Origin of the sequence: Streptomyces sp. bgisy159, from assembly GCF_965341775.1 — a bacterium.
Taxonomy (GTDB): Bacteria; Actinomycetota; Actinomycetes; order Streptomycetales; family Streptomycetaceae; genus Streptomyces.
In genome coordinates, this window is record NZ_CBDQZH010000067.1 from 1 (window position 1) to 26,461 (window position 26,461).

At 69.2% G+C, this 26,461-nt stretch carries 27 protein-coding genes and 2 pseudogenes; 14 read left to right on the forward strand and 15 right to left on the reverse strand.

Features of this window, described 5'->3' with window-relative positions; genetic code table 11:
• Window positions 1-14 precede the first annotated feature (14 nt).
• From ACSLTV_RS34195 to ACSLTV_RS34220, 6 genes are all read right to left on the reverse strand, one after another.
• Window positions 15-515 (reverse strand): dsDNA nuclease domain-containing protein, encoded by a 501-nt coding sequence (locus ACSLTV_RS34195; protein ID WP_435613551.1) that lies wholly within the window; start codon window positions 513-515, stop codon window positions 15-17.
• A gap of 303 nt (window positions 516-818) precedes the next feature.
• On the reverse strand, window positions 819-1,001 hold the full coding sequence (locus ACSLTV_RS34200; RefSeq protein ID WP_384941230.1) for a hypothetical protein: 183 nt from the start codon (window positions 999-1,001) through the stop codon (window positions 819-821).
• A 355-nt stretch (window positions 1,002-1,356) separates the two neighbouring features.
• Window positions 1,357-2,220, reverse strand: coding sequence for a cytochrome c biogenesis CcdA family protein (locus ACSLTV_RS34205; protein ID WP_384941232.1), 864 nt, complete (start codon window positions 2,218-2,220; stop codon window positions 1,357-1,359).
• A gap of 7 nt (window positions 2,221-2,227) precedes the next feature.
• Window positions 2,228-2,818, reverse strand: coding sequence for a redoxin domain-containing protein (locus tag ACSLTV_RS34210; protein ID WP_384941234.1), 591 nt, complete (start codon window positions 2,816-2,818; stop codon window positions 2,228-2,230).
• 90 nt (window positions 2,819-2,908) lie between these two features.
• On the reverse strand, window positions 2,909-3,628 hold the full coding sequence (locus ACSLTV_RS34215; RefSeq protein WP_432158706.1) for a Crp/Fnr family transcriptional regulator: 720 nt from the start codon (window positions 3,626-3,628) through the stop codon (window positions 2,909-2,911).
• 188 nt (window positions 3,629-3,816) lie between these two features.
• Window positions 3,817-4,299 carry a hypothetical protein gene (locus ACSLTV_RS34220; RefSeq protein ID WP_432158705.1) on the reverse strand — a complete coding sequence of 161 codons (483 nt, stop codon included), beginning with the start codon at window positions 4,297-4,299 and terminating at the stop codon, window positions 3,817-3,819.
• A 177-nt stretch (window positions 4,300-4,476) separates the two neighbouring features.
• On the opposite strand from ACSLTV_RS34220, the gene ACSLTV_RS34225 reads away from it, so the two are divergent.
• A complete protein-coding gene (locus ACSLTV_RS34225; protein WP_384941239.1) occupies window positions 4,477-4,935 on the forward strand; it encodes an SRPBCC family protein in 459 nt (152 codons plus the stop codon).
• An 8-nt stretch (window positions 4,936-4,943) separates the two neighbouring features.
• On the forward strand, window positions 4,944-5,273 hold the full coding sequence (locus ACSLTV_RS34230; protein WP_384941241.1) for a TfoX/Sxy family protein: 330 nt from the start codon (window positions 4,944-4,946) through the stop codon (window positions 5,271-5,273).
• Window positions 5,274-5,309: 36 nt separating this feature from the next.
• On the opposite strand, the gene ACSLTV_RS34235 is transcribed toward ACSLTV_RS34230, so the two are convergent.
• From ACSLTV_RS34235 to ACSLTV_RS34250, 4 genes are read right to left on the reverse strand one after another with little or no spacing between them, the layout of a single operon-like run.
• Entirely contained in the window at window positions 5,310-6,110 is an 801-nt protein-coding gene (locus tag ACSLTV_RS34235; RefSeq protein WP_384941243.1) for a class I SAM-dependent methyltransferase, read from the reverse strand.
• Window positions 6,107-7,681 (reverse strand): radical SAM protein, encoded by a 1,575-nt coding sequence (locus ACSLTV_RS34240; RefSeq protein WP_384941244.1) that lies wholly within the window; start codon window positions 7,679-7,681, stop codon window positions 6,107-6,109. The genes ACSLTV_RS34235 and ACSLTV_RS34240 overlap by 4 nt, the downstream gene beginning before the upstream one ends.
• A 29-nt stretch (window positions 7,682-7,710) precedes the next feature.
• On the reverse strand, window positions 7,711-8,019 hold the full coding sequence (locus ACSLTV_RS34245) for a hypothetical protein (protein WP_384941246.1): 309 nt from the start codon (window positions 8,017-8,019) through the stop codon (window positions 7,711-7,713).
• Window positions 8,003-8,458, reverse strand: coding sequence for a MauE/DoxX family redox-associated membrane protein (locus tag ACSLTV_RS34250; protein ID WP_435613552.1), 456 nt, complete (start codon window positions 8,456-8,458; stop codon window positions 8,003-8,005). Before ACSLTV_RS34250 ends, ACSLTV_RS34245 begins: the two co-directional genes overlap by 17 nt.
• 142 nt (window positions 8,459-8,600) lie before the next feature.
• Here ACSLTV_RS34250 and ACSLTV_RS34255 point away from each other — a divergent pair, with 142 nt between their 5' ends.
• The 3 genes from ACSLTV_RS34255 to ACSLTV_RS34265 are packed head-to-tail and all read left to right on the forward strand — an operon-like array spanning window position 8,601 to window position 11,727.
• On the forward strand, window positions 8,601-9,623 hold the full coding sequence (locus ACSLTV_RS34255) for a DUF3179 domain-containing protein (RefSeq protein WP_435613553.1): 1,023 nt from the start codon (window positions 8,601-8,603) through the stop codon (window positions 9,621-9,623).
• On the forward strand, window positions 9,620-10,318 hold the full coding sequence (locus tag ACSLTV_RS34260; RefSeq protein WP_384941252.1) for a hypothetical protein: 699 nt from the start codon (window positions 9,620-9,622) through the stop codon (window positions 10,316-10,318). The genes ACSLTV_RS34255 and ACSLTV_RS34260 overlap by 4 nt, the downstream gene beginning before the upstream one ends.
• Before the next feature lie 32 nt (window positions 10,319-10,350).
• On the forward strand, window positions 10,351-11,727 hold the full coding sequence (locus ACSLTV_RS34265; protein WP_384941254.1) for a dihydrolipoyl dehydrogenase family protein: 1,377 nt from the start codon (window positions 10,351-10,353) through the stop codon (window positions 11,725-11,727).
• 337 nt (window positions 11,728-12,064) lie between these two features.
• On the opposite strand, the gene ACSLTV_RS34270 is transcribed toward ACSLTV_RS34265, so the two are convergent.
• The gene (locus ACSLTV_RS34270) at window positions 12,065-12,634 is read right to left on the reverse strand and encodes an SRPBCC family protein (protein WP_435613554.1); all 570 of its coding nucleotides are present in this window, start codon (window positions 12,632-12,634) and stop codon (window positions 12,065-12,067) included.
• A gap of 147 nt (window positions 12,635-12,781) precedes the next feature.
• On the opposite strand from ACSLTV_RS34270, the gene ACSLTV_RS34275 reads away from it, so the two are divergent.
• Window positions 12,782-13,453: a CDP-alcohol phosphatidyltransferase family protein gene (locus ACSLTV_RS34275; protein WP_384941258.1), complete on the forward strand. Its 672-nt coding sequence runs from the start codon at window positions 12,782-12,784 to the stop codon at window positions 13,451-13,453.
• A 10-nt stretch (window positions 13,454-13,463) separates the two neighbouring features.
• Here the strand turns inward: ACSLTV_RS34275 and ACSLTV_RS34280 are convergent, their stop codons facing one another.
• A complete protein-coding gene (locus tag ACSLTV_RS34280) occupies window positions 13,464-13,778 on the reverse strand; it encodes a DUF427 domain-containing protein (RefSeq protein WP_432158703.1) in 315 nt (104 codons plus the stop codon).
• A 75-nt stretch (window positions 13,779-13,853) separates the two neighbouring features.
• Window positions 13,854-14,207 (reverse strand): MerR family DNA-binding protein, encoded by a 354-nt coding sequence (locus ACSLTV_RS34285; RefSeq protein ID WP_384941321.1) that lies wholly within the window; start codon window positions 14,205-14,207, stop codon window positions 13,854-13,856.
• Between the two features lie 162 nt (window positions 14,208-14,369).
• Between ACSLTV_RS34285 and ACSLTV_RS34290 the strand changes: the two genes are divergently transcribed.
• Window positions 14,370-14,492 carry a hypothetical protein gene (locus ACSLTV_RS34290; RefSeq protein WP_384941262.1) on the forward strand — a complete coding sequence of 41 codons (123 nt, stop codon included), beginning with the start codon at window positions 14,370-14,372 and terminating at the stop codon, window positions 14,490-14,492.
• Window positions 14,493-14,573: 81 nt separating this feature from the next.
• Here the strand turns inward: ACSLTV_RS34290 and ACSLTV_RS34295 are convergent, their stop codons facing one another.
• Both ACSLTV_RS34295 and ACSLTV_RS34300 read right to left on the reverse strand, forming a co-directional pair.
• Complete coding sequence (locus ACSLTV_RS34295) at window positions 14,574-15,371, reverse strand: hypothetical protein (protein WP_435613555.1); 798 nt, start codon at window positions 15,369-15,371, stop codon at window positions 14,574-14,576.
• Window positions 15,372-15,390: 19 nt separating this feature from the next.
• Window positions 15,391-15,516, reverse strand: coding sequence for a hypothetical protein (locus ACSLTV_RS34300; RefSeq protein WP_432158701.1), 126 nt, complete (start codon window positions 15,514-15,516; stop codon window positions 15,391-15,393).
• Between the two features lie 783 nt (window positions 15,517-16,299).
• Between ACSLTV_RS34300 and ACSLTV_RS34305 the strand changes: the two are divergent.
• The 7 genes and pseudogenes from ACSLTV_RS34305 to ACSLTV_RS34335 all read left to right on the forward strand — a co-directional run.
• Window positions 16,300-16,851, forward strand: a pseudogene (locus ACSLTV_RS34305) (DNA helicase); the annotation flags it as partial.
• A complete protein-coding gene (locus ACSLTV_RS34310) occupies window positions 16,840-17,409 on the forward strand; it encodes a tetratricopeptide repeat protein (RefSeq protein WP_432158711.1) in 570 nt (189 codons plus the stop codon). The pseudogene ACSLTV_RS34305 and the gene ACSLTV_RS34310, both read left to right, overlap by 12 nt.
• 476 nt (window positions 17,410-17,885) lie before the next feature.
• Window positions 17,886-18,377 (forward strand): TraM recognition domain-containing protein, encoded by a 492-nt coding sequence (locus ACSLTV_RS34315; protein ID WP_432158700.1) that lies wholly within the window; start codon window positions 17,886-17,888, stop codon window positions 18,375-18,377.
• Window positions 18,378-18,400: 23 nt separating this feature from the next.
• A complete protein-coding gene (locus ACSLTV_RS34320; protein ID WP_435613556.1) occupies window positions 18,401-18,850 on the forward strand; it encodes a hypothetical protein in 450 nt (149 codons plus the stop codon).
• 325 nt (window positions 18,851-19,175) lie between these two features.
• Window positions 19,176-25,265 carry a DNRLRE domain-containing protein gene (locus tag ACSLTV_RS34325; protein ID WP_432158710.1) on the forward strand — a complete coding sequence of 2,030 codons (6,090 nt, stop codon included), beginning with the start codon at window positions 19,176-19,178 and terminating at the stop codon, window positions 25,263-25,265.
• Between the two features lie 31 nt (window positions 25,266-25,296).
• Window positions 25,297-25,572 carry a hypothetical protein gene (locus ACSLTV_RS34330; protein ID WP_432158698.1) on the forward strand — a complete coding sequence of 92 codons (276 nt, stop codon included), beginning with the start codon at window positions 25,297-25,299 and terminating at the stop codon, window positions 25,570-25,572.
• Between the two features lie 546 nt (window positions 25,573-26,118).
• Window positions 26,119-26,461 (forward strand): annotated as a pseudogene (locus ACSLTV_RS34335) (hypothetical protein); the annotation flags it as partial.

Sequence of the window (26,461 nt, forward strand, 5' to 3'; positions counted from 1 at the left end):
AGCCAGACCGACCGTCACAGCAACTGCGGCTGCAGTACTAGACGGTCGACGCACCAGCCGATGTCGCGGCCTTCGGGAAGATCCACGCCTTTGAGCCGAACAATGATGTCATCACGAATCTGCGACGGGACAGGACCACGCTGCTGTCCGCGATCGACGACGAACGCATGGAAGTCGGCCTGCGGACTCTCGTTGACGATGAAGGTGAACCGAGTCCCGACTGGGAGGGGTTTCCCGAGGAACAGCTTTCCCAGGTAGCTCGTCTCTGGCTTCTTCGGAATGTCCGGTGTACACACTTTGGCGACACTGTGCCGCTTACCGGCTTCCTCGATGGTCTTCACCTGGCGGTATGCGGGCGCGTCACCGTTTCTACAGACGATGTCTTCCAGGTCCTCCCAAGAGACCTGAGTCCACATGCCCTCATGCATGTCCAGGCAGTCCAGAAGCGTCACCGCGTCTTGATAGGCGAAGCCGCGCCGACTTCGGCGTCCGCCGTCAGCCGGCGCTGCAGACATCGGCGCCCCGATGAGTCAGGCACCCGTAAGGCGACACACAACTGGCTGACGACCATGTGGCTCGCACCCACACCCCCTAGATCATCCAAGGCGGCCAAGTACACCACCGAGTAACAGAGTGTGGCAATATGCTTGACGCTCAGCGACAAAGTTACCCACCCCACTTCCCCTGATGGGCTCGGTGGCCGGGAGAACCTCACCGAGGCGCCGGCGACTTCTGTCCCGGCCTCCGCCGCCGGGCTGACGGTGGCGAGGCGCGGTGGCCCCGGCCGACCGTCTGAGCGCCCCCGCGCCGGAACAGCACTACGAGGGTGCTCCCCCGCCCGCCGCGTCCCAGCCGTCCAGGAAGGCGGCCAGGGCGCGGCGTTGTTCTTCCTCGCGGGCGACCTGCCGGGCGAGGACGTCACGGTCGATGTACGGGTCGACGGCGGCGAGGACCAGGCGCCGGAGTTCGGCCGGCTCCAGCGCCTCCACCTCCCACTGCACCGGGCGGCGGGGGTCGAAGCCCTAGCGGCGGGCGAAGGCCGGCCACCTCGGATCGCCGTGCTTGCCCTCGGTGGGCATACCGGTCGTCATCCACGCTGTCGTCGACGCCGATCATTTCCTGCACCAGCACTCCCGCCAGCCGTCGCTCCCGGTCGCTGAGCGGGTCAGCGGGGACCAGGTGGGCGAGGTCTCCCGGATCCCGGATCTCATCGCGCCAGCGCAGGGTCTGCAACAACTGAAGATCTCACCTGTCACCGCTGGCGCATCCACCGGCGCAGTCGCCCGAGCGCCCCGGTGCGAGGTGGGCGCTGCCGGAGGCCGGAGGCGATCCTCCTTCGTGTCCGGGAGCCCTTGATCACGGCTGGAAGCCGGTGTGCCGGCTCGTGCGCCTGCGGCGCCGGAAGACAAGTGTGGTGAGCAGAAGGAGCGCGAAGAGTACGGCGATCACGGCTGGACCGGCGGTGTCCAGGGTGTCGGCAACGGCTCGCTGGATGCCGGTCGCAGTGTCGATGACGGGGTCGGTGGTGGTGGGGTTGCGCAGGGCGCGGATTTCGTACCAGCCGTAGTAGGCGACGTAGGCGCCGACCAGGAGGAGCAGACCGCCGCCGAGCCGCGGGGCGATCGCACCGAGGCGGCGTAGCCGGGTGACGGCGGTGGTGCGGGTGAGGGCGACGGTCAGGGAGGCGGCGCCGACGATCAGGCCCATCCCGGCGGCGTAGGCCGTGAACAGGGCGATGCCTTCAGTGGTGGAGCCGCTGCGGAAGGCGGAGACCACGATGGCGAGGAACGGGGCGATGGTGCAGCCGAGGGAGGCGGTGGCATACGCCATGCCGAACAGCGCCATCGAGGGCACGGAGCGCGTGACGGCGGGGGCGCGGCGGAGTTTCGGGGCCAGGGCGGGCAGTTGGCGGCCGGCGAGCAGCCATGCTCCGGCGGCGGTGATGAGCAGGCCGAAGGCGATGGTGAACCAGGGCAGGTGCTGCTGGACCTGGCCGGCGACGGGCTGGATGACGAGTCCGAAGACGCCGAAGAAGGCGGCGAAGCCGACGGTCATCGCGGCGGTGGCGGCGAGCGCCCGGCCGACGGCGACGGTGCGGCTGGGGCTGTCGTCGCCCAGGACGAGCAGCGAGAGGTAGGCGGGCAGCAGGGCGAAACCGCACGGGTTGACGGCGGCGAGCATCCCGGCGCCGAGCGCGAGAGCGAGAGGCAGATCACTCATGGCGCGTTCAGCCGGTGAGGGCGGCGACCTTGTCCGCCAGCCCCTTGCCGCCGGGGAGCACGCCCTCGTAGACGGTCTTTCCGGTCTGGTCGAGGATCACGTAGAAGCTCTGCTGGGTGATCTCGAACCGCTTCCACACCTCGCCCTTCTCGTCGGACAGATGGGGGAAGGAGCCGGTGCCGGTGTCGGAGACGAAAGCGCGCATGGCGCCGTTCGTGTCCAGGCCCGCGACGCCCACGACGTTCGCCCTGCCCTCGTAGGCGGCGGCGACCTTGGCCGTCTCGGCGGCCTGTCCCTTGCACGTCGGGCACCAGGGCGCCCAGAACCACAGCACGGTGGGCTTGCCCGCGAGAGTCTTCGCGTCGAACGGCTTGCCGTCCACGGTAGTGGCGGAGAAGTTCAGCGCCTCGGGGACCTTCACACCCTGTGACCCGCTGCCGCTGTCGGGGGAGCCGACGGGCGACTGCGCGGGGGAAGACGCCTTCGAGGGGGAGGCGCCCGCGTCGCCGGCGGACGCGGAGCCGTCGCCCGAGCCGCATGCGGTCAAAGCGAGAAGGGCGGCAGCGACGGCGGCCGGGAGGAGGATACGGGCACGCAAGGAGAACTCCTGAAGGGTCGAGACTGCTGGCGAGCGTAGTTCGTGGCGGCTCGAGCGGGCAGTGGGTGGGAGCCTTACGGATGGGTGACGTCAGCCGGCGGCGTCCTTGAGCCGTGCGGGGTCGAGGACGGTGATGCGTCCGCGGGCCAGGCGGAGCAGGCCGTGGTCGGCGTAGTCGCGCAGGACCTTGGTGCAGGTTTCGCGGGAAGTGCCGGCGAGGGCGGCGAGCTGTTCGTGGGTGAGGGCGATCTGCGGGTGGCGTCCGACGGGGCGCAGGGGGCCTGCCGGGGGCTGGGCGCTGGTCAGGGTGGTCAGCGTGGTGGCGACACGTTGGGCGACGGTTTTGAACACGCTGTCGGACAGGCGCTGTTCGAGGTCGGCCAGGCGACGGCCGAGGATCGCGGTGATCCGGGCGGCGATCCGCGCGTCGGCCAGCAGCAGCCGGTTCACGTCCGTACGGCTCATCACGCACACGACGGTGTCGTCGAGGGCTTCGGCGTAGTTGTCGTACATGTGCTGTCCGAGCAGGACCATCTCGCCGAAGATGGTGCCCGGGGAAATGATCGCGGTGGTCAGCGCGCGGCCGTCGGCGGAGACCCTGAAGACCCGGACCCGGCCCTTCTTGAGGATGAACAGCACCTCCGAGGGCTGGGTGGGCGAGTAGAGGATCTCACCGCCGTGGTAGGTCTTCATCGGCGCCGCGGCGGCGATGGCCTCCATCTCCTGCTCGGACAGGTCGCAGAAGATATCGACCTCGGCCAGGCACCAGGTCCGCTCCGCTTCCTCGTGGCCTGCTGCGGCGTCGGTCATGGTGTGCGTCTCCTCGCGTCGTCCAGGGGCCCACGGTGGTGGTGCGGCACCCCACGCCGGGCTGGCCAGCGCCTCGGCGCTGCTGGCCAGACAGTAGGGCACCGCGCCGTCCACCGGGCCTATGCGGCGCAGCGCCGTGCCCGGCGGAGGAAGCGCGGGGCCGGGGCTTGACGCGGGAACCTCGCTGCTCATCGGGCCGGGCCGGTGCGCTTGCCCATTGCCTGGGCGATGCCCGCGAACGTGGCGCCGGCGAGCAGGCCGAAGACGAGGTGGGCGCCGAGGCTGGAGGAGGTGACGTCGTTCCATTCGAAGACCGGCATGCCCATGTTGGCGGGCATGATCCACAGCGCGCCGATGGTCCACCACACCGCGCCGTAGGCCAGGCCGAGGACGAGGGCGGGTGCGAGGCGCTGCGCGAGGGGGCCGAGCACGATGCCGAAGGTGGTACCGGCGAAGAGCGCGATGGAAAGGTGGATCAGCCAGCCGGCGAAGGCGTTGGTGGAGCCCAGCAGCCCGGCCACCATCGTGATCATCGCGGTGTCCATGACGGGCCGGGAGACCGACATCCAGATGCCCATGCCGACGCCGCCGATGACGCCGGCCGCAGCGCCCCAAACGGCGTGCACCGGGATCGCAGCGGTCTTGGAGGAGAGGTGTGCTGCTGTGGTCATGGTGATCGTCCCATTCGTCGGGTGGTTCTCCTGCTTTCGTCGCTGACGCTAGATCGGCTGGTGGGGGCAGGTATGTGACCGCCCTTACCTACGCGCCGGTAGTCCCGTGCGGCGTCCGCTTGCCACTGGCCGCCTCGGGTGGGTCCATGGAACTGACGCCGGGGAAGAGAGCAGCGGATGGCTATCGACGAGAGCGTGGAGCGGGTGATCCCGCTGCCGTGTGAGCAGGTGGCGGCGTACGCGATGGACTGGCGCCACGACGCCGAGTGGACCCAGGGCATCCGCACGGCGCAGCTGACGCGGCAGGCGGATGCGGGCGGCTTCGGGGTCGGGGCCGAGGTGACGCGGACCGCGTACTTCCTCGGCAAGCGGATCGACTACGTCCTGCAGGTCGCCGCCCATGAGCCGCCGCGATTGCTGGACATGGTCTCGGTCGCCGGCCCGCTGCCGATGCACGTCACCTACACCTTCGAGGTGCTCCCGGACGGCGGCACGCTCGCGCGGATCCGGGTGCGCGGCGACGCCTCCGGCCTCTACCGGCTGGCCGGGCCGATGATGGGGCGCAAGGTGCGCTCGTCGCTGGTCAAGGACCTCCAGGATCTGGAGCGCCAGGTGAGCAGCCGCAGGGGAGGGTGAGGACGGTCATGGCGTTCGACGAAGGACTGGCGGAACGCATCCGGGCCCGGCTTGGTGCGGATCCGGGCATCACGCAGAAGCGGATGTTCGGCGGGCTGGCGTTCCTGTACGAGGGCAACATGGCCGTGGGCGTGATCGGGGACGAGCTCATGGTCCGGGTCGGCCCCGACGCCACCGAGGCGGCCCTGGCACGGCCCGGGACGCGGCCTTTCGACTTCACCGGGCGCCCGATGCGCGGCTGGGTCGTCGTGGCCTCCTCCGCCGTGTCCGAGGACCAGGCCCTGGCCGACTGGATCGACCAGGGGCACGCCTTCGCGGCGAGCCTGCCGCCCAAGTGACCCCCGTCGGCGGCAGGCCCCTCCCCTCCCGGCCCCCTACTGGGGCGTGCGTTCGGCGATGAGCAGCGCGTAGCCGAGGACGCCGTCGGTGACCGCGGCCCGGGCGGCTTCCAGGACGGCGGGGGCGGCGTCGAGGTCGACGCCGGCATCGGTGAGGCGGGCCGGGGCGGTCATGCGCAGCAGGTTCAGCCTCGCCTCAATCTGGTCGATCATCCGCAGCATCGCCTGGTCGTGGCGCTCGGTACGCAGCGTGCGCAGGCCCGCGCCAGCCAGGATCTCGGTGTAGTCCTGGAGCGGCCGGGCATCGGCGATGCAGGCGATCCGGGCGCCGAGGCCGGTGAGCTCGGCCGGCAGCCGGGTGGGATCGATGGTGACGTCGGTGATGCCGAGGCGCCCGCCCGGGCGAAGGACACGGGCGAACTCGGCCGCCGCGCGCGCCTTGTCCGGGAAGGTGCACAGGGCGCACTCGCACACCACGGCGTCGAAGACACCCTCCGGATACGGCAGGTGTTCGGCGTCTCCGGTGGTGAACCGCACCCGATCTGCGAGGCCGGCGGCCTGGGCGGCACCCTGGGCCAGGGCGGTGTTCGCCGGTGCGTAGTCCACCCCGTCGACCTCAATGCCGTACGCGTCGGCCAGCAGCAGGGCGGTGGTGCCGCGCCCCGAGGCGACGTCGAGGACCCGCGCACCCGGGGTCAGGCCGAGGCCGTCGGCGAGGCGGCGGGTCAGGGCGGTGCCGCCAGGGTGGTAGGACTCGCCGAGGAGCAGGGCGACGATGTCGGAGGAGTAGGCCGCGGCGCAGCACGCCTTCAGCTCCTCGCCGCTGGGCTGGTTCATGACGAGAGCTTCCCTTCCTCGTCCGAGCTGCTGGCGGTCTTCGAGCCGTACGGTGTCGCCGTCAGACGGCCGGCGAGCGGCAGCGCGTTGGGCGCGACCGGGGCGACGGGGACACCGGACATCTGCGCGCGGACCTGTTCGCGGTAGCCGACGGAGTTGTACGCGCAGAACGGGATGAGGCGCCCGTCGGGGGTGATCTCCTCGACGCAGCACTTCATCAGCTGCTTGACGTTGAGGGTGTACGGGTCCTGGAAGTCCTGCACGACAACCATGAACGCCTTGTCATTCAGGTCCTTCACCGCTTCCGGCAGGTCGATACCGCAGGCATCCGCGCAGTCCAGTGCCTCGGCGGTAGCCCGCAGCTTCTCCTCGGTCGTGGCGGTGCCCATGAACGCGGAGGCCGACCACAGTTTCTCCAGGGCCTCGCGGATCCCGGCGTCGGGCATGACCCGGTTGGTGACGTAGTCCAGGTAGTCCTCGACGTTCAGCAGCCGCGGGATGGGGACGACGGTGCGGTTGCCCGGTTCGCCGTCCACCAGCAGGTAGGTGATGGAACGGCAGGTGGGGAAGCAGCACGGGACGGGGAAGAAGTCGCCCTTGGTGAACCATTCCGGGCGTTGTTCGTTGATGAGGCGGATGACGTCGGGGTTGGTGAGCCGGTTCAGCGGGTCGAACTCCACGTGCCGGCCCGAGTGGGTGACCGGCTGGAACGCCACCGAGCGGACCGCGGGGTGGTCGATGCCGTACTCGATGATCGCCCCGAGCTCGTGCTCGTTCAGCCCGCGCTCGATGGCCGCGACGAGGGTGACGGTCAGCCCTTCCTCGGCGCAGTTGTCGAGTGCCCGCTGTTTGAACGTGCGCAGGTCACGGCCCCGGATCTCCAGGTGCGTGCGCTCGTCGAAGCCGTCGAACTGCAGGTAGATGTTCACCGACCTGCCCGGCACCTGGTTGCGTTTGCCGAGTTCGGCGACGAAGTTCTTGTCGGTGGCCAGGCGGATGCCGTTGGTGTTGAGGTTGACGTTCCTGATCGGGCGGGTCTGGGCGAGGTCGATGAAGTCGAGGATGTGCTTGTGGATGGTGGGCTCGCCACCGGAGAACATCACCACCTCCGCCTCCCCCTCCGAGGCCACGAAGGCGTCGAGCATCCGCTCGCACTGCTCGTGGGTGATGGAGTAGCCATCCGGCTGGTGGCCGGAGTCGGCGAAGCAGATCGGGCAGTCCAGGTTGCAGCCGGTGTTGACCTCGATGATGCCCAGACAGGCGTGCTGCTTGTGCTCCGGGCACAGCCCGCAGTCGGAGGGGCAGCCGTCCTTCACCTCGGTCTGGAAGACGAGTGGAATCGTGCCGGGCTTGTTGAACCGGGCCGAGGACAGGTACTCCTCGGCGTCCCCGTAGACCAGGGCCTCGAACTCGCCGTGCTCACCGCAGCGTTTGCGCAGATAGACCTTGTCGTTGCGGATGTTGACCTGCGCGTCGACGGGTGTCTTGCACAGGGGGCAGATGGACTTGGTGAACTCCACGAACACCTCGTCGCGGTCGGTCTTGCGCCGGGGCGCGGGTGCCTGGGTCACGCGGAACTCCTCCATGAATGGGCCTGACTTCACTTACCGGGTGTCGTCACGATCAGGTGTCTCGCCCGCCTGCGGCTCGGGTGGGGCCGGGACGGTCGGGCAGCAGTCATCCGGCCCGGCGCCCGGCGGCGACGGATCCGGCACCGCAGCGCGTAGCCCGTGCCGGCCAGGAGGACGACCGCGCCGACGGTGATCAGCCACCCGTTGGCCAGAATCCCGCCGACCGCGCCGAGTGCTCCGCCGGCCAGGAGCAGGGGGCCCGCGCAGCACACCACCATCAGCAGTGCGGCGCCCACGGCCGCCACACCGAGACCCGCATGTTCACGGGATGCCGGCACGGTCCCTCCCCTCCAATCGGTCTGCTGGCGAGGGGGCGGGCGTGGTGCGGGCGGAGCGGAACAGCAGGGCGGCATAGAAGAGGGTCAGGGCGTCCTGGAGCAGGACGAACCAGCTCAGCCGCTGCGTGAGGTAGATCCCGAAGCAGCCGCAGTTGGCCACCGTCAGGCCCCGCGCGTACGCCTGCACGGCCAGCACCGTCCACACCACCGAGACGGCCGTGTACACCCACACCGGTGCCAGGGCCTTGGAGCGGGGGCGGGCCAGGAACCAGATCCCGCACACCAGCTCCCCGGCGATCAGCGCCACGGCCAGTACGGTCGTGGCGCCGCCGGTCACCAGCCCGTACGCGGACAGAATCCGCGGCATGTGCCCGAAGGAGGCGAGCTGGGCGACGCCCATCGCCGTGTACACCGTTCCGAGCACGATCCTCAGCACCATGATCCGACCGTAGGCTCCCAGCCGCGGCGAGAACTGTAAGCGCGCTCACCGAACCACCACTCCCGCTCCCGGCACGATCGAAGGACGAAGGCGGTGTTCGCCGCCGCGCGGGCCCGCATCCCGGGGGATCGGGAGGTGCCAGGTGAACGGTCAGCAGTCCCCCCGCCCACCGCGCCGGCAGGTACTCAAGGGCGCGGGCGTGATCGGGGGAGTCGTCGTCCTGCTCGTGGGCGGGGGCGTGATCGGCTGGCAGACCCTCGCCGACCGCCCGGACCCGGTGACGGCCGTGCAGCCGGGCCAGGACCTGTCGCTGGAGGCGCTCGCCGATGCCGCCGTGTCCGGCGGGCCGGGCAAGGACGGCATCCCCTCTATCGACAAGCCCCGCTTCGTCCCGGCGAACAGGGCCGGCTTCCTCGACGACGACGATCCGGTCTTCGGTCTTGAGTATCGCGGCGAGGTGAGGGCGTACCCGCAGCTGGTCCTGGTGTGGCACGAGATCGTCAACGACACCGTGGCCGGCGAGCCGCTCGCGGTCACCTACTGCCCACTGACCGGCACGGTCATCGGATTCTCCGCCCCGCCCGGCGTCCAGGGCCTGACGTTCGGCACCACCGGTCGCCTGGTCAACTCCAACCTGCTGATGTACGACCGGCAGACCGGGTCCGAGTGGCCCCAGCTGCTCGGCACCGCGGTCAGCGGACCGCTCAAGGGCACGAAGCTGGACACCGTCCCGCTGGTGTGGACCACGTGGAAACAGTGGCGCACCGCCCACCCCGACACCGAGGTGCTGTCCACCGACACCGGCGCGCTGCGCAGCTACGGCAGCGACCCCTACGGCTCCTACCCGGGTCGTAGTGGCTACTACGTCAAGGGCGGCCTGCTCTTCCCCGTTCTCGCCACGAGTGACCGCTTCGACGACAAGCACGTGGTCATCGGCGTACGGGTCGGTGGCGGGCGCCTGGCCATCGACAAGGACCTTGTGAGGGCGAACCGCATCGTGCGCGCGGACGTCGGCGGCACGCAGGTGGAGGCCCGCTGGGACGAGAAGCTGGGCACGGCCCGCGTCCTGCAGCGCGACGGGGACCGGTGGGTGCCGGCGGACTTCCTCGACGCCATGTGGTTCGCCTGGTACTCCTTCTACCCCAATGCCCAGGTGCGGACATGAGCAGGCTGCTGATCGCACTCGCCGCAGCGGGCGGTGCCTGGGACACCGCCGTTGCCGCGATGGCTGCCACGCCCCGGCGGGTGCGTGCCGCCCTCGCCATTCGCCGCTACCGCAGGGCCGCACTGATCGCCGCGACCCTCACCCTGGTGGTCTACCTGTTCTCCATCGGCGACCTCGCCGTATCGGGCTCGGGCCGGTTCACCGGAGCCCCACTCGTGCGGGCCGCGCCGGATCAGCTGTTCACGGCGCGAGCGCCGTACCTGTTCGAGCCGGTCCTCGCCTGGCACCCCACCAGCCACCTCGCGGTCTTCATCAGCCCGGTCAACCTGCTGCTCGGCGCGGTTGTGGCCGCCCTGGTGGGATGCAACATCGCCGTCACCGCCCACGCCGCCCGGCAGGCCGCCTCCTGCCGTCGCACCCGCTACGCCCGGCTCCTCGCCGTGCTTCCGGCGTTCCTGCTCGGCTTCGCCTGCTGCGTACCGGCCTTCGTGCTGGTGCTCGGTGCGAGTACCGCCGCCGCCCTCCTGCCGGTCCTCATCCCCCTGCGCTCGATGTTCTACCCGCTCACCCTGTTGATGCTGGCCGCCACGCTGGTCTGGGGCACCTCCCAGGCCGCCCGCACCGCGCGCGCGAGGCGCACCGGCGACGTGGCGGCGCCCACACCCCCCGCTGTCCCCGATACGCAAGGACCGTGACCGTCGGGCACGGTTGTTCAAGGAGGTCCCCCATGGCGCACGTACCGCACGAAGTCGATGCCGTGGTGATCGGAATGGGGGTCGGCGGTGAGCACGCCGCCGAGCGTCTGGCCAAGGAAGGGCTGGACGTAGTCGGGGTGGAAGCAGAGCTGGTCGGCGGGGAGTGCCCGTACTGGGCGTGCATCCCGAGCAAGATGATGATCCGCGCCGGCAACCTGCTCGCCGAGGCCCGGCGCGTGCCCGGCATGGCCGGAGACGTCCAGGTAGCCGCCAGCTTCGCGCCGGTCGCGGAGCGGATCCGCGAGGAGGCCACCGACGACTGGAACGACCAGGTGGCCGTCGACCGGTTCACCCACAAGGGCGGCCACTTCGTCCGCAGCCAGGCCCGCCTGGCCGGCCCCGGCCGCGTGGAGGCTGACGGACAGACATTTCATGTCCGGCGCGCGGTGGTGCTGGCCACCGGCAGCCGTCCGCAGGTCCCACCCGTCCCCGGCCTGGAGGCCACGCCGTACTGGACCAACCGGCAGGCGGTCTCGGTCAAGGAGCGCCCGGCCTCGCTGCTCGTGCTCGGCGGCGGCGCCGTCGGCGTGGAGCTGGCGCAGGCGTTCTCCCGCTTCGGTGCCGCGGTCACCATCGTCGAAGCCATGGAGCGGCTGCTCCCCGGAGAAGAACCCGCCGTCGGTGCCCTGCTGGCCGACGTGCTGGAAGAGGAGGGCATCACCGTACGCACCGCAGCCCGCGCCACCGGCGTCCAGCACGCGGACGACGCCTTCCGGCTCACCCTGGAGGGCGGGCAGGAGATCACCGGGCAGCACCTGCTGGTGGCCACCGGGCGCCGGCCGCATCTGGCCGGGCTCGGCTTGGAGAGCGTCGGGCTCGACCCCCAGGCCCGCGCTCTGGCCGTGGACGGGCAGATGCGGGCCGCACCAGGGGTCTGGGGCGTCGGTGACATCACCGGACGGGGCCTGTTCACGCATGTCGCGATGTACCAGGCCGAGATCGCCGTACGCGACATCCTCGGCCGGCCCGGACCGGACGCGGACTACCGGGCGCTGCCCAGGGTCACCTTCACCGACCCCGAAGTCGGCTCCGTCGGGCTGACCGAACACGCCGCCCGCGAGCAGGGCCTGCGAGTACACACTGGCACCGCGCGCGTGCCCTCGTCCGCACGGGGCTGGATCCACAAGGCCGGCAACGACGGTCTGATCAAACTTGTCGAGGACGCCGACCGCGGCGTCCTGATCGGGGCAACCTCCGCCGGCCCGGCAGGGGGTGAGGTCCTCTACGGCCTGGCCGTGGCCATCCAGATGGAGATCCCGGTCGACCGGCTGCGGCACATGATGTTCGCCTACCCCACCTTCCACCGCGCCGTGGAAGACGCCCTCGCCGACCTCGGCCATGGCGACTGACCGCCCGGGGGCACGGACGCACCACAGCGGGGCGGCCGACCCCGCACCCGGCCGGTCAACGGTGAGGAGGAGGCAGCCAGCAGAACACCGCCCGCGTGAGTGCCCTGGTCAGCCAGTCGCCCACTCGATCACGCACCCGCACCGGGCCCCGGGCGCCGCGGGAGGCGGCCGGCGCCTCAGGCGCCGGCCTCAGCTCCTGCTGTCTCCCGGCCCGCCGGGCGAGTCCGCTCGGCCGCGCCACCATGTCTCATCGCCGCCCTTCCCTCTCCGTGCGAACAGACACTCCGCCCGCACTCCACCGCGTCCGTCGGGCCGCCGTGGGGTACCGGCGAGCCGCTCACCTCAGACCAGAGCGCCGCTCCGCCTCTTGCCGGGCCGCGGCCAGGGAGGCCGCGACGGTCGCTTCCCACCGGGGGGCGACCAGGCCGCCCCACCACTGCCCGGCTCGCCACAGATCCGTGGCGAGCTCGCCCTCATAGACCAGCCGCGTACCGGACTCGTGCTCGGTGAGGGTGAACGATTCGGTGACCGCCGGGACGGGCCCGCGCACCAGGCGGAAGTCGACCCGCTCCGGCCGGGTGAACCGCACCGTCTCCACCGTCGTCGCCGTCAGCCGCCCGCCCGCGACCGGGGTGCGATGGGCGGCGAGCACCATGTCGCTGCCCTGTTCCAGCACCGTGACCTTCTCGCGCATCGCTCGGGTGGCCCGCCCCAGATACGGCTGGGCGATGACGTCGAACACCACCTCACGCAGCGCCGCGATGTCAACGGTCTGCGGCCCCAACGGCCGCGTGCGCCGCCCGACCCCCACATCCAGCGGCAGTGCCCCGGTCACCAGCCCCACATACCCGGCCGCCGCGCCCACGCCGGCCACGGTCACCGCCCCCAGGGCACCGATCCATGCCATTGGCCCGACCTCTCCACGCGTCCGTCCCTGTCTCACGTACGACGCTAGGCCGGGCATGTCCGCCGATCAGTGAGCGCGCTCACCTTCCTCCCGGCGCGTCGGCCCCTACCCTGAGCGCCACCCCCGAGTGGTGGAGGACCCAGAAGCATGGAGCCCGTATCCGCGATGGCCGACAGCCGCGCCGCGACGAACGCGCTGCTGGCCGAGCTGCGAGAAGACCGCCTCGTCCCGCAAGCCGTCGTGCGCTTCCTCGGCCAGGCCGCACACCGGTCGCTGCTCCAGGCCGTCCGCCGCCCCCGAGCATTGGCCGAGCTCACCGCCCTGCACGGCGTCCTGTACCGGCTGGCGCGGGGCAGGCGGCCCGGGCGGCGCTGGGTGGCCGCCAGCTGGGTCCTCGCCGCCTCGCACCTGGGGCTGCTGGAGCACCGCACCCGCCTGACCGCGGCAGACGTCCTGACGCTGCTGCGCGCCAACCTTCCCGCCCTGCCCGGCGGAACCGGCCGCGCCTCGGGCGTCCTGGCGGTCGGCCTTGATATCGCCGACGGGCGCCTGGCCCGTCATCAGGGCACGACCTCCCCCTTCGGCGACTACGCCGACACCTTCGCCGACGCCGCGTTCTGGACGTGGCTCACCCTGCGCCACGAACCCAACCCCGCCGTACGGACGGCGGCCATCGCCGCCTGGGCGCTGCCCGTCGTCACCGTCACCGGCCTCGCCCTGCGCCGCGGCACCATGCCCGAGCGACCCCGACCCGTCCTGCTGCGCCCGGCCGCCGCCCTGCAGGCCGTCATCGCCCTCCGGCACCTGGCCCGCCGCTGACCCGCCTCGGTCACTGCCCGCCGTCTGCCGACGCCTCCGGCGTGCCCTCGACTCGTACGCCCTGCCAGAACGCGACATGGTCCTTGATCTTCCGGGCCAGGGGGCTGGGCTTGGGGTAGTACCAGGCGGCATTCGGATTCGTCAGCCCGTCGACCTCAAGGCTGTAGTAGCGGGCCACTCCTTTCCAGAAGCACAGCGACCTGGTCCTGCTCGGCGTGAGGTACTGCCGGTGCAGCGACTCGGGCGGGAAGTAGTGGTTGCCCTCGACGATCACCGTGCGCGGAGCCTCCGCGATCACCGTTCCGTTCCACACCGCACGCAGCATGACCTTGCTCCTCTACCTGAACGGGGACCGGTACGTCCCGGGAGCCCTCACGCTAGGCGGGCCCTGCCCGACGGTTCAGTGAGGACGCTCACCAACCGCGCCGCCCGCCCTGGCGAGGATCCGGCACACCTCGACGTCGGTGCAGTCGGCCGGATCGGTCGCGGCGGCCCGCTCCGCCAGCCCCCGCAGCACCGCCCTGGTGGCGCGCAGCTCGGCCAGACGCCGGTCGATGTCCTGAAGATGCGCCTCGACGAGCGCCGTGACATGGGCGCAGGGAGAGGCGCCGGCATCACGCAGAGCGAGCACGGAGCGGATCTCGGCCAGGCTCAGCCCCGCGCCCCGGGCGTCACGGACGAACGCCAGCCGCTGCACCGTCTCCTGCGGATAGTCGCGATAGCCGCCCGCGGTACGGGGCGGGGCGGGCAGCAGCCCGGCCTGCTCGTAGAACCGGAGGGGTCTTCGCCGTCACCCCGCTGACGGCGGCGAGGACACCAATGCGCATACCTCCAGGCCAGCCCTTGACCTTCCACCGCACTGGAAGGTCTCGTCCCCACACAGAGCAGGAAGAACCACGCCAGGAAGGGGCCCGCCATGAACTACCCCGAGACTGAGATCGAACTGCTCAAGCTCGACTCCGTCCAAACCGCACCAGGAATCTACGTGATCACCCAACGCGGCATGACCAACATCCCCGACAACCTCGCGTGCGCGTGAACGGGCTTCCGGTAACGTGCGAGGCCCGCCCTCCCCGGCTGCTCGCCAGACCGGCTGCAGTGCCTGCACGGGTCGCACCAGTCAGCGCCGGCGGAGTTCCTCGGACCAGTCCCGGAGCCGGTCCTCGAGGACCAGATTGTCGCCCCGGGACACGGTCTGGAGCAGCTGGGCGCACACGGTCGCTTCGGCGGCGAGGCCGACCGGGCTGCCCAGGATAGGGAAGGCGGCGCGGACGCGAGCGGCGACGTTCGGCTGGAGGAGTGTGTAGGCGTAGAGAGTGGCGCAGTCGAAGCCCTGGGGGGCTTGGCCCCATCCTTCCCAGTCGAGCAGCCGCAGGGGTGAGGCGGTGAGGTTCGCCCAGTGCAGGTCGGCGTGAGCTGTGGTCCAGCAGGTCACGGCCGGAGCCGGGATGCCCACGAACTCGGGGATGGCGCGGTTCATGTACTGCTCGCGCACGGCGACGCGGTCGGTGCTGGCAGCCGAGAGCTTCTCCAGCGTCCCGGCGAGCGCTTCCCACCAGGAGTCGGGCAGGTCCAGGTCCTGGCGCAGGATCGGGTCGCCGGACAGGACCGGCTCATCGACGCGGGCCGACAGCTCCGCCCGGTAGGCGATGCCGTCCTCGATGGCGTCGTGCACGGCCAGCAGTGCAGGCCGGTGCCCGTCGAGGTCGCCGAAGGCGTGCTGCGCGTCTAGGGCGCCGTCCCACAGCTTCCCCGACGCCTTGTCCTCCGGAGCCGACACCAGCCGCAGCCACGCTGATTGCCCGGAGGCGGTGCGGGCCGGGGCACCCAGGGTGCGTCCGGCCCAACCCCAGAACTCCCCGCCCGGCTCGACTCGTACGTCCAGGGCCTTGGCGGCTCGGGCATGGTGGGCGCGCATGCGGCGCTCGGTGTCCGGGTCAGGGGGAGGCGAGTACACCAGTGATCTCCCGCAACTTGGCGGCGGTCAGGGAGGGTTGGGCGACGGCGTCGGCCGCCTCCTTCCAGTGTGGCGCACCGGAGGCGGCCAGAAGGACGTCCGTCACTCCTGGGCATGACGCGACGGCGAGCAGCTGCGCTGGCGCGCCCAGCGCTGCCCGCGGCACGCCGCCATCCCCACGGCCGCCGACCTGGCAGTGGCCGACTGGGAGCCCTTCGACCCCCTGACCCACCACGAGCACATCCACAACCGCCTGCCCACCCGCACCCGACGCCCAGGCTCCACCGGCAGGGCACACGAGCCAGTCCGCCCATGACGCCCTTCCATGACGTCGAGATCACCCGGCCCAGGCCCGCCACCCAGGGCGAGCTCCGGCACGCCTGGCGCACCATCTGGCTGGCCGCGAGCGCTGACCGAAGCCGGCCGATGGCGGCGCAGCGCGCGAACAGCCCGGGCGGAGTTCTGCACGTGCTGCGGCGCCGGCTGGGCGCGCTTGCCGATCGACGTCCTGACCACTCACAACCCCAGCCGGCACGGCCGGGTCCTGCTCAGCGTCGCGCCCGGCCGCACCGTCGACAGGGCCCTGCGCCGGGACGCAGCGGGTCCTGGGAGGGCGTCCCCAGCACGTACTCTGCCAGCGCATCATCGCGGCGCTCGCCCGGGAGAAGCAGAAACGGGCCCGCCGTCTGGAGGACCGGCTCGAGGGCCTGCTCGCCGACCACACGCCCGAGGAAGTCCTGGTCGGCGTGGCCAACTGTGCGCGCAGCCGTCAGCACCACCACACACCGGCAACCCGTAACGGCGTGTCTTCCGCGCAACTCCCCGACGCGGGCGGTCGCAAGCGCCCGTTCCTTCTTCGGTCCTTCTTTTCTCTTTCGCGGAGCCCTTGTTGCACATGCCCACCGACGAACAGGCCCACGCTGTCGATGCCTTCCGGGCCGGTCACCATCTCGTCCTGCAGGCAGGCGCCGGGACGGGGAAGACCAGCACGCTCGGCCTGCTCGCTGCCAGCACCCGCCGCCGCGGCCGCTACCTCGCCTTCAACAAGGACATCGCGCGGGATGCCGCTACCCGCTTCCCGCGCACGATGCTGTGCAAGACCGCCCACGCCACGGCCTACGCCGCCCTCGGTCACCGGTACACAAACCGGCTCAACAGCCCCCGTCAGCCGGCCTGGAAGGCAGGCCAGGCACTCGGCATCACCCGACCGGTCCGCATCGGTGATCACGAGATCAGCCCCCGAGCGCTCTCTCACGCCGCGCTGCGTACCGTGACCCACTACTGCTACTCGGCCGACCGCACCCTGGCCCGCCACCACGTGCCGCGCCTGCGTGGCCTGGACACACCCGCTGGGCACGCCCAACTCGCCCACGAAGTCCTGCCGTTCGCCCTCAAAGCCTGGGCCGACCTGCACAACCCCGAGCGAGGCGTGGTCCGCTTCGCCCAAGTACTCAACAATGTGGGTTCGTGCCATCGGGAGATGCGGGAGCCGGCGAAGGCGGTCACCGCGCATCGGGCCGCAGCCGCACTCTACGGCGAACTCGGAGACGTCCACGCTGAGGCGGGTGCCTGGCTCAACGCGGGTCTCGCCCTCAACACCAGCGGGCGGCCGGAGGAGGCACAGCTGGCGCTGGAACGCGCCCTCGACGGCTACAGCAACGTGGGCGACGCACGCGGCACTGCAAACGCGCTGAACGGTCTGGGGTCGGCCCTCTTGACCCAGAGACAGACACAGGAAGCACTACAGGCCCATGCCTCGGCACTGACCGTCTTCGTGGACCTGGGGGACCAGGCCGGCCAGGCGACGACACTGAGCCTGCAGGGCCTGGCCCAGAAGAACGGAGAAGATCGGGCAGGCATGCTGGACTCTTTCAGGGCAGCTGCTGACCTTTTCCACCAGCTCGGGGACAGGGCCGGAGAGACAGCCGCCCGTGCCGAACTTTCCCTGGATCGAATGGCCCGGGGGGTGAGGGACTTCAGCGGCTTCGAAGGCGCGTGAACTGTACCCCCTACAAGGCTGTGCCACTGCCGGACATATCGAGAGGCGGCAAGGAACGCAGGGACTATTACTCGTTCGTGTCCACGTCGGGAGAGTCGAACTTCCACTCCTGCCCTGCACACGCAGGGACGACTGCCAACGATGGGCCCCAGTCCCACGCACCCCCAACCCAGAAGAACCTGCAGGTCAGACGGTACTCGCTATCGGAATTCTCACTTCAGTGTCCTGCACTTTCGCATGTGACGTCACCTCAGTTTCTCACCGACCGTCGTCCTTGATTCTGACGAGACTCCTACAAATCAGCACGTGACAAGGGCTACAGCAGAAGAGGGGCACAGGACATCAAGGTGAGAATTTCACCGGACATCGAAGTGAGACTCAGCAGCTCGTCGGACAAGTCACTCTTGTAGGGCTGGCGGTCGCTCACGAGGAACACTCCAGCACGGCAGGACTCCCCGATCAGCCCCGATACGCCTGTGCCACACGTTCCAGCGACAACAAACACGGCACTACGTCACATACCGCCCTCTCACACCGAGACTGCCAACGAGCTGGCCAGTTTCACCAACCACGTCATCGTCTTCGGAGGGGTCAAGGACCCGGCCTTCCTCAAGGACATGTCCGAACTCTGCGGGCAGGTCGAGCGCGTACGCACGACGCGCACCACCACCAGCGGCGACCGCGGAGGCGAATCAACGGCAACGCAGGTTGCTCTTGAGGCGGTCCTGCGCAGTGACGAGATCAAGGGCCTGCCTGAAGGCCAGGCGCTTGTCCTGGCGGACAACCTGCCCCCGGTCATTACGCGACCCGACGGCATGTGGACCTGGGGCTCCTGGGACACGATCCAGGGCCACGTGCGCGAGCTGCGCCAGGCGAACGAAGCCGAGAGGCTTCGGCAACTGACGGCCAAGAGATACCAGTCCGAAGCGCACGCCGCAGCGTGGGCGAGCCAGCGGGCGGCAGCGTGACCAGCACGAACGTCTTCGCTCGAATGGCCCCGTTCCCTGAGCCGCTGGGCCTGATCACGAACTACATCGCGGCTCAGAGCGCGGAGGAGTTGGACGGCCCACCGCCGTGGGACATCGGCGCCCTGTCCGCCGAGTTGCTCGCGCGGCTGCACGACTGGCTCGACGAGGTGTGCCGCTGGCTGAACCAGACGTACGCCTGGCAGCCGCAGCACGTCATCCCACCGTGCTGGAAGGAGCACGATCACCTTCCGTACGAGATCGCGGCGTTCGCGTTCGTCCGGCTCGACGCCTGCAACGACGGCGGGTCGATGATCGTCTGGCACGAGCAGTACGACCGTTTCGTCACCCGCATGAACAACGCCCTCGGGAAGTCCGGCGACGACTGCCGCATGGGCAAGCACGACGCAAGCCCGGCCCGGTTCGCGTTCGCCGCCTGGCCTACGCCGACGGTGCACGAGACAACCAAGGGCTGATAGCGCCGCCGCTCCCACGAGCGGGACCTCTCAGGATGCAGCGGCTACCGGAATACCTCTCTCCGTATTGATGACACTACGCCATGTGATCAAAGTTACGTATGAGAGCTGAGGATGCAGTGAGCTTTTACCCCTGCTTATTGAACTTGGTCCCGTTGCACCCCGTACTAGCCTTGCGAATCGATCACTGCTTCTCTACAGCGAGCCGACAGGGATGAGATTCGTGAGATCTATGGAAGAAATGCCCTCTCCCGAGGAGAGAGGGTGGATCTGGCGTGAGGGGAGCCGCAGCCTGCGCTGGATAGCGGCCGGGCTTGCGGCGCTGATGTCAGTGACGTTATTGGAGGGCGTCGCAACTGCGGTCCCCACAGGGCCGCGGGACGCGGCCCCGCAGCCGAAAGCGAAGACTGTGGCCGAGGCGGCGGACATCCCGTCAGCGAAGGTCGCTGCCCGGTTATCCGGCAAGCGGGTGGAGGCACTGTCCGAGCGCACTGAGACCTCCACGACGTGGGTGAACCCGGATGGTTCACTTACCACGGAACTCAACGCAGGCCCCGTCCGGTTCAAGGACGAGGCCACTGACGTATGGCGCGATATCGATGTTGAGCTGCGGGAGGTGGATGGCGGAGTCGAGCCGAAGGCGCACCCGGAGGGGCTGCGACTGGCAGGCCGGACCGGCACTCCGGCGAAGTCGCTTCAGGCAGCGCGTGAAGCCACAGCAACCGATCTGGTCACGCTCGGGGAGGGCGATGAGCAGATCACCCTGCAGTGGAAGGGCGGGCTGCCGCAGCCGAAGCTGGAGGGCACGCGGGCGAATTACGTCAACGCCGTGCCCGGTGCAGATGTGGTGGTGGAGGCCACCAGGACCGGCTTCGAGCAGTACGTGGAGATCAAGCAGCGCCCCGTGGCGGGCGCCGAGGGCAGCTACTCCTACACGCTGCCGCTGAAGGCCAAGGGGCTCAAGGCGACCCAGCAGGCCGATGGCAGTGTGCTGTTCACCGACGGCAAGAACAACAAACGGGCTGTCATGCCCGCGCCAGTCATGTGGGACGCCACTGTCGACGAGCGCTCCGGTGAGCACACCCGGCGGGCCAAGGTGGGCCTGAAGGTGGTGCAGAAGGGCAACTCCATCGCCCTGGTGGTGACCCCGGACGCCGAGTTCCTCGCCGACCCGGACACCCAGTACCCGGTCACCGTGGACCCGTCCACCTCCTCCCTGTCGAACGTCTTCGACACCTATGTGCAGCAGGGGGAAACTGTCGACTGGTCCGCCGACACCGAGCTGGACTTCGGCAACCCGGGCACGACGAACGCGGACGGCACCCCCCGCACGGCCCAGTCGTTCGTCTCGTGGAACACCACACCCGTGCAAGACGCGCTCGTCCTGGACGCGAAGCTATCGCTGTGGAACTTCCACTCGGCTAACACCGACTGCAAGTTCCACCCGTGGGAGGTGTGGTCCTCCGGCGCGGCATCCACCTCCAGCCGGTGGACGAACCGTCCGACGATGACGACGAAGAAGGCCACCTCCACCGAGACCGCCGGCAACCCCGGCTGCTCCACACAGCCCGACGGCTGGATCAACGCCGACGTCACCACCCTGGTGCAGGAGTGGGCCTCCGCGAAGGCCACGCGCGGCCACATGGGCATCCGTGCCTCGGACGAGACGGTCGTGGCGCAATGGAAGCGCGTCAACTCCGCGAACGCGGCATCCAACCCGCCGAAGCTGGTGGTGAACTACAACTACCGTCCGCGCACGGGCACGAAGCAGGAGGCCGGCCCGCCGTACTTCTCCTACGGCGGCGCCTACATGGTGAACACCACCACGCCGACGCTGCGGGACACGTTCGTCGATGCCGACGGCGACAAGGTCGACGGCACCTTCCAGATCTTCGACTCCGCCACCAACACCCAGGTCGGCAATGTGCTGGTGTCGAAGTACGTGCCCTCGGGCCAAGTCGCCTCGGTGACCGTACCCGCCGGGGTGCTGACCAACGGCAAGACGTACAAGTTCCGCACCTCGCCCTATGACGGAACGCACTACAACACCGGCTGGTCGGCGTGGAAGACCTTCACGGTCGACACCACCGCCCCCTCCGCCCCGACGAAGATCGTCTCCACGGACTACCCCTCGGCCTCCTGGGTCAAGGGCGCGGGCCAGGCGGGAACGTTCACCGTCACGCCGCCCTCCGGCACCGACCACAACTGGCTGGAGTGGACGCTGGACGGCGTGACCTGGACCAAGGTCGGCACCGGCGGCGCCAGCGCCGACAAGGCGATCAGCATCACCCCGCCGAAGAACGGCACCCACACGCTCCAGGTGCGGTCCGTGGACAAGGCGGACAATAAGTCCGACGCCATCGCATACACCTTCCACGCCGGCCCTGGCGGCTTCGTCCAGCCTGACGCGGGCGAACGCACCGCACGCCGCCTGCCGTTGGTAGCCGAGGCCGACGCAGGCACGTACGACAGCGTGTCCTTCTCCTGGCGCCGCTCCGAGGCCGACAGCTGGACTCCGATCCCAGCCGGTGCCGTCACCTCCGGCGGCAGTGCGCTCACGGCCTGGCCGGTTCCACTGACGAACGGCAAGAACGCGCAGCTGGTGTGGAACACCACGGACACCGTCAACCCCGACGGATCGGTCCAGATCAAAGCCGACTTCACCGGCCCCAACAGTGCCTCGGGTAGCACGGAGCCGCTGACGGTCGTCGTTGACCGAAACGCGGACGGTGCCGCCGCCTCCGAGGTCGGACCGGGCAGTGTGAACTTGCTTACCGGTGACTTCGCCCTCTCCGCAACCGACGCTTCGGGCTTCGACTTGTCGGTGTCCCGTACGGCGTCCTCGCGCGTCCCGGACAAGGGTGCCAAGCAGGAGGGCCAGGCCGCGATCTTCGGCAAGGAGTGGGTCTCCGGCACCGCTGCGGAGCTTGCCGAGTCCGAATACAGTCACCTGCGCCGGATCTCCGACACCGCGGTCGCCGTCGTCGGCGCGGAGGGTGAGGAGACGCACTTCACTGCCAACACGGCCAAAACCGCATGGATCCCGGAGCCGGGCGCGGAGGACCTGACCCTGAAGGGCAGTGTGAGCGGCAGCTTCACGCTCACCGACACCGAGGGCACCCTCACCGAGTTCACCAAGCCCGATGCCGCCGCGACCACCTGGCAGGTCTCCAGCACGCTGCTGGATGGCCTAGCCAACTCCACGACGACCGTGGTCTCCGAGACCATCACGGTGGACAGCAAGAAGCTCGCTCGCCCGAAGCAGGTCATCGCCCCGACCTCGGCGGCGACGGCCTCAGCGTGCACGACGGATCCGTCCACCAAGGGCTGCCGTGTGCTGGAGTACGTTTACGCGGCCTCAACTACCGCCACCGACAGCACCTTCGGCGACGTGAGCGGCCAGGTGAAGGAGATCCGCCTGTGGTCTACCGATCCGGGCGCGGCCTCGGCGACCGCAAAGTCGGTCCAGATGTACCAGTACGACGGCAGCGGCCGTCTGCGCCAGGCATGGAACCCGCAGATCAGCCCAGCTTTGAAAACAGAGTACGACTATGACAGCGCGGGCCGCGTCACCAAGCTCACCCCGCCCGGCGAGCTGCCCTGGACCTTCACTTACGGCAAGGCGGGCAACGCCGCCACCGCCGGTGACGGCATGCTGCTCAAGGCATCGCGCTCCGGCTTGAAGCAGGGCACCGCCGATGTGGAGGAAGGCACCGCTGCGACCAGCGTGGTCTATGACGTCCCGCTGACCGGCACCACCGCCCCGTACGCTATGGGCTCGACGGATGTGAAGATGTGGGGCCAGCTCGACGCCCCCATTGACGCCACAGCCGTCTTCCCGGCGGACTCCGTGCCCTCGTCGAACGCGGGCGGCTCGCTGACGTCTGCCGAGTACAAGAGGGCTGAAGTCCACTACCTCGGCGTCTCGGGCCGTGAAGTCAACACCGCCACGCCCGGCGGGCACATCACTACGACCGAGTACGACCGCTTCGGCAACACGGTCCGCGAACTGACGGCAGCCAACCGGGAGGTAGCCCTCGGCGTGGCCACAGCCGACAAGGCAACCCAAGCCGGCCTCGGCATCGCCCAGCTCACCAACGCGGAGCGCGCCGACGTGCTTGCGACCAAGTCGGTCTACAACGAGACCGGCACGCGCGAGCTGGAGGAGTACGGTCCGCTGCGCCGTATCGATCTGACGGCCGATCTGAAGCAAGGCACCACCACTCTCGTGCCCTCCGGCACTTCCGTCACCGCCCGCACCTGGACAGTCAACGAGTACGACGCCGACCGACCGACCGACGGTACCGCCAAGATCAAGGACCAGATCACCAAGACCACCACCGGCGCCCAGGTACGCGAGCACCCGTCCATTCAGGGCGAAGCCCGAGCCGTCCAGACCGTGTACGACTGGGCGAAGGGCTTGCCGACCAAGACGATCAAGGATCCCGGCGGCCTGGCGATCACGGAGACGACTGAGTACGACGCCCAGGGCCGCGTGACCAAGCAGCTGCTGCCCGGCGCCACCGGTACCGACGCGGCAACCCGTGTGACCACGTACTGGTCCGCATTCGGCACCGGCGCCTGTGCCGGCCGCCCTGAGTGGGCTGACCTGGTCTGCTCAACAACCGCGGGTGGCGCGATCACCGGCGGCGGCTCCAACCCAACCGCGCTGCCTACGACCACCATCGAGTACGACTGGTGGGGCAACGAGGCAAAGGTCACCGATGTCGCGAATGGCGTGACGCGCACGACCACCACGACGCACGACAACGCGGGCCGTCCCGTCAAGGTCAGCGTCAGCGGCGGCGTGGGCCAGGCGGTCCCTGAGACGACCACCGAGTACGACCCCGCCACGGGCAGGCCCGTCAAGTCGGTCTCTCCGACCGGCGGCACGATCACCGAGGCATATGACAAGCTCGGCCGCCAGATCTCCTACGCCGACGCCGACGGCGGCACGACCACGACCGAGTACGACCTGCTGAACCGCCTGGTCAAGGTCACCGATACCGCCCCGTCGACAGTCACTTACACCTACGACCACACAGTCGAACCGCGCGGCCTGACCACCTCCACCACCGACTCGGTCGCCGGCACATTCCAGGCCACGTACGACGCTGACGGCTCGGTCAGGACGGAGAAACTCCCCGGCGGCTACACCCTCACCCAGGACGAGGACACCACTGGATCCGCAATCGCCCGTACCTACACGCGTGACAGTGACGGCACGCTCGTCTATTCCGACACCACGGCCGAGTCCATCCACGGCCAGGTCGTTCGTCACGCCGGCTGGTCCGGCCAGACCTACGGCTACGACGCCACAGGCCGCCTGACGACCGTCGAGGACACGTCCGACACGATCTGCACACGACGGACGTACGGCTTCGATGCGCGCACGAACCGCACATCCCTGACCACCGCAACCGGCACCCCCGGCGCTGACTGCCCCACCACGGGCGGAACCACAACCAACTCCACGTACGACAGCGCCGACCGCATCGTCGACGCCGGCTACACTTACGACGCCTTCGGCCGTACTACGGCGCTGCCCAGCGCCACGATCGGCTACTACGCCAACGATCTGGCCCACCAGCAGACGGTGAATGGCAAGCGCCAGACCTGGCAGCTCGATGCCGCCATGCGCTTCCGCTCCTGGACGGTCGAAACCGGCAGCGGCACCACTTGGACGCAGACCGCGTCGAAGCTCAACCACTACGACAGCGACGGCGACAACCCACGCTGGATCGTGGAAGACATCGCCACCGGCGCTCTCACCCGGAACGTCGACTCTGCCTCCGGCGACCTCGCCGCCACCACGAGCAAGACTGGCGACACCGTGCTCCAACTGACCAATATCCACAGCGACGTTGCTCTCCAGCTACCCCTGGACAGCAGCAAGGCCCCTGTCGCCTTGGACTCGGATGAGTATGGCAACCCGAGGACCGGCCAGTCCGCGGTGCGCTACGGCTGGCTCGGCGCCGAGCAGAGGTCCAGTGAGACGCTGACTGGCCTCACCCTGATGGGCGTCCGCCTGTACAACCCCGCCACTGGCCGATTCCTGTCCACCGACCCCGTCTACGGTGGCAACCTCAACGCCTACGAGTATGCCCACGCCGACCCGCTCAACCGCTACGACCTCGACGGCAAGTGGAGCTGGAGCAAGTTCAAGAGGAAGTTCGTGGGGGGAGTTCGCTGGTACTACCGACAGGTGTTCCGCCCCCATCGCTGGGCCTACAACAAAGCGCGAGGGCTCTACAACAAGGTAAGAGGGCTGCGGGCTCACAGGCGCAAGAAGCAGAGCACTGGTAAATCCGGGAAGGGGCGCCATGAGAGAGGGGAAAAGCGTAACGGCCGCGACCAGGGAGGGGAAAAGGGAGACCGGAGGCGACGGGGAAACCCGAACAAGCGCAAGAAGTAGCCAGTCAGATAGTTATCGAGAAGGAAGTGAAGTGAGCGAAAGCGAAAGAGTCCCCCTCGGGGAAGTCCTCCCCGGCATGGGGGCACACCCCCTGCCGGAGGACTGGGAGGCCGTCTCGGCCTTCATCCTCATCAAGTGCAAGGATGAGGACGGCGACTTCACCTGGTCTTTCAGGACGACGGAGCCGATCGACCCCTACGAGCTGCTCGGCGCTCTGACAGTGCAGGTCGACCTGATCAGGAAGCGCATGCTTTCCGGCTGGGACGTTGACGACGACGAGGCAAGCGACGAGTTGAGCGACGAATGAGCATGACGCACGACGCCAGCTCGGGTCGCTAAGAACCGGGCCGCCCTTGCAAAGGAACGGAGTACCTATCTAGTGCGAGTGTTGACCTCCGGCTCCGGGCATGACCTGCCCGGAGTCGCAACGTCGCGCAGTCACTCGATTTACCTGGATACCCCGTCTTAGCGCCAGCAGGAATCTACGAGAATGGTCCGTCTTCCTTGAATTACAGCTGGGAGACGGACCATTCGCTTGTCGCAGGAAAAGCCGCATTCCAACGAGGACGGTGAATCGCCGCAAAGCAGGTTGTCCCGCTCCTTCCGGCGGTGCACCGGTTCGGAATCAGGGGCGTCGAGTGCACAGTCGCGACGCTGTATGGCCTCCGGCACGATCGAAGTCAGCCAAAGCGCCGGTGTTTGATGTGCCTGACAACCATGTAGCGGGGCCTCAGCGTCTCAGAAGCTGTTGTCTTTCCGGACTTGAGGACTGCGTTTCCGCTGGTCGGGCATAGGATCGGCGATCCCGTGGGAGTTGTGGCCTGTCGTGCTGTAGCTGTCCGGGAGGTCGTGGATGCCGTCGGTGGTTGGGCTGTTGGAACAGCGTGAGCTGGGTGCTCGCCGTCGTGTGGACGAGCTGCGGGAGGAAGCCGACCGTGTCCAGGCCGAGTTGGCCGTGGCCGAACGGGAATGGAAGGAGTGGGCCATCGCCTGCTCGCGGGTCGGCGAGGTGCTGGCCCCCGTGGACGAGAGCGGGCAGGACCCCGCCCGGGCCGAGGGGGCCGCGTCGGCCGCCGAGGAGCAGACCGGAAAGACGCCGCAGGTGCCGGAGGCAGTGAAGACGAAGTCGCAGGTTCCGATGTGGCGTGAGGGGCTGGCCTGGTCGGTGTTGTCGGTGGACTACCAGCGCATCCTTA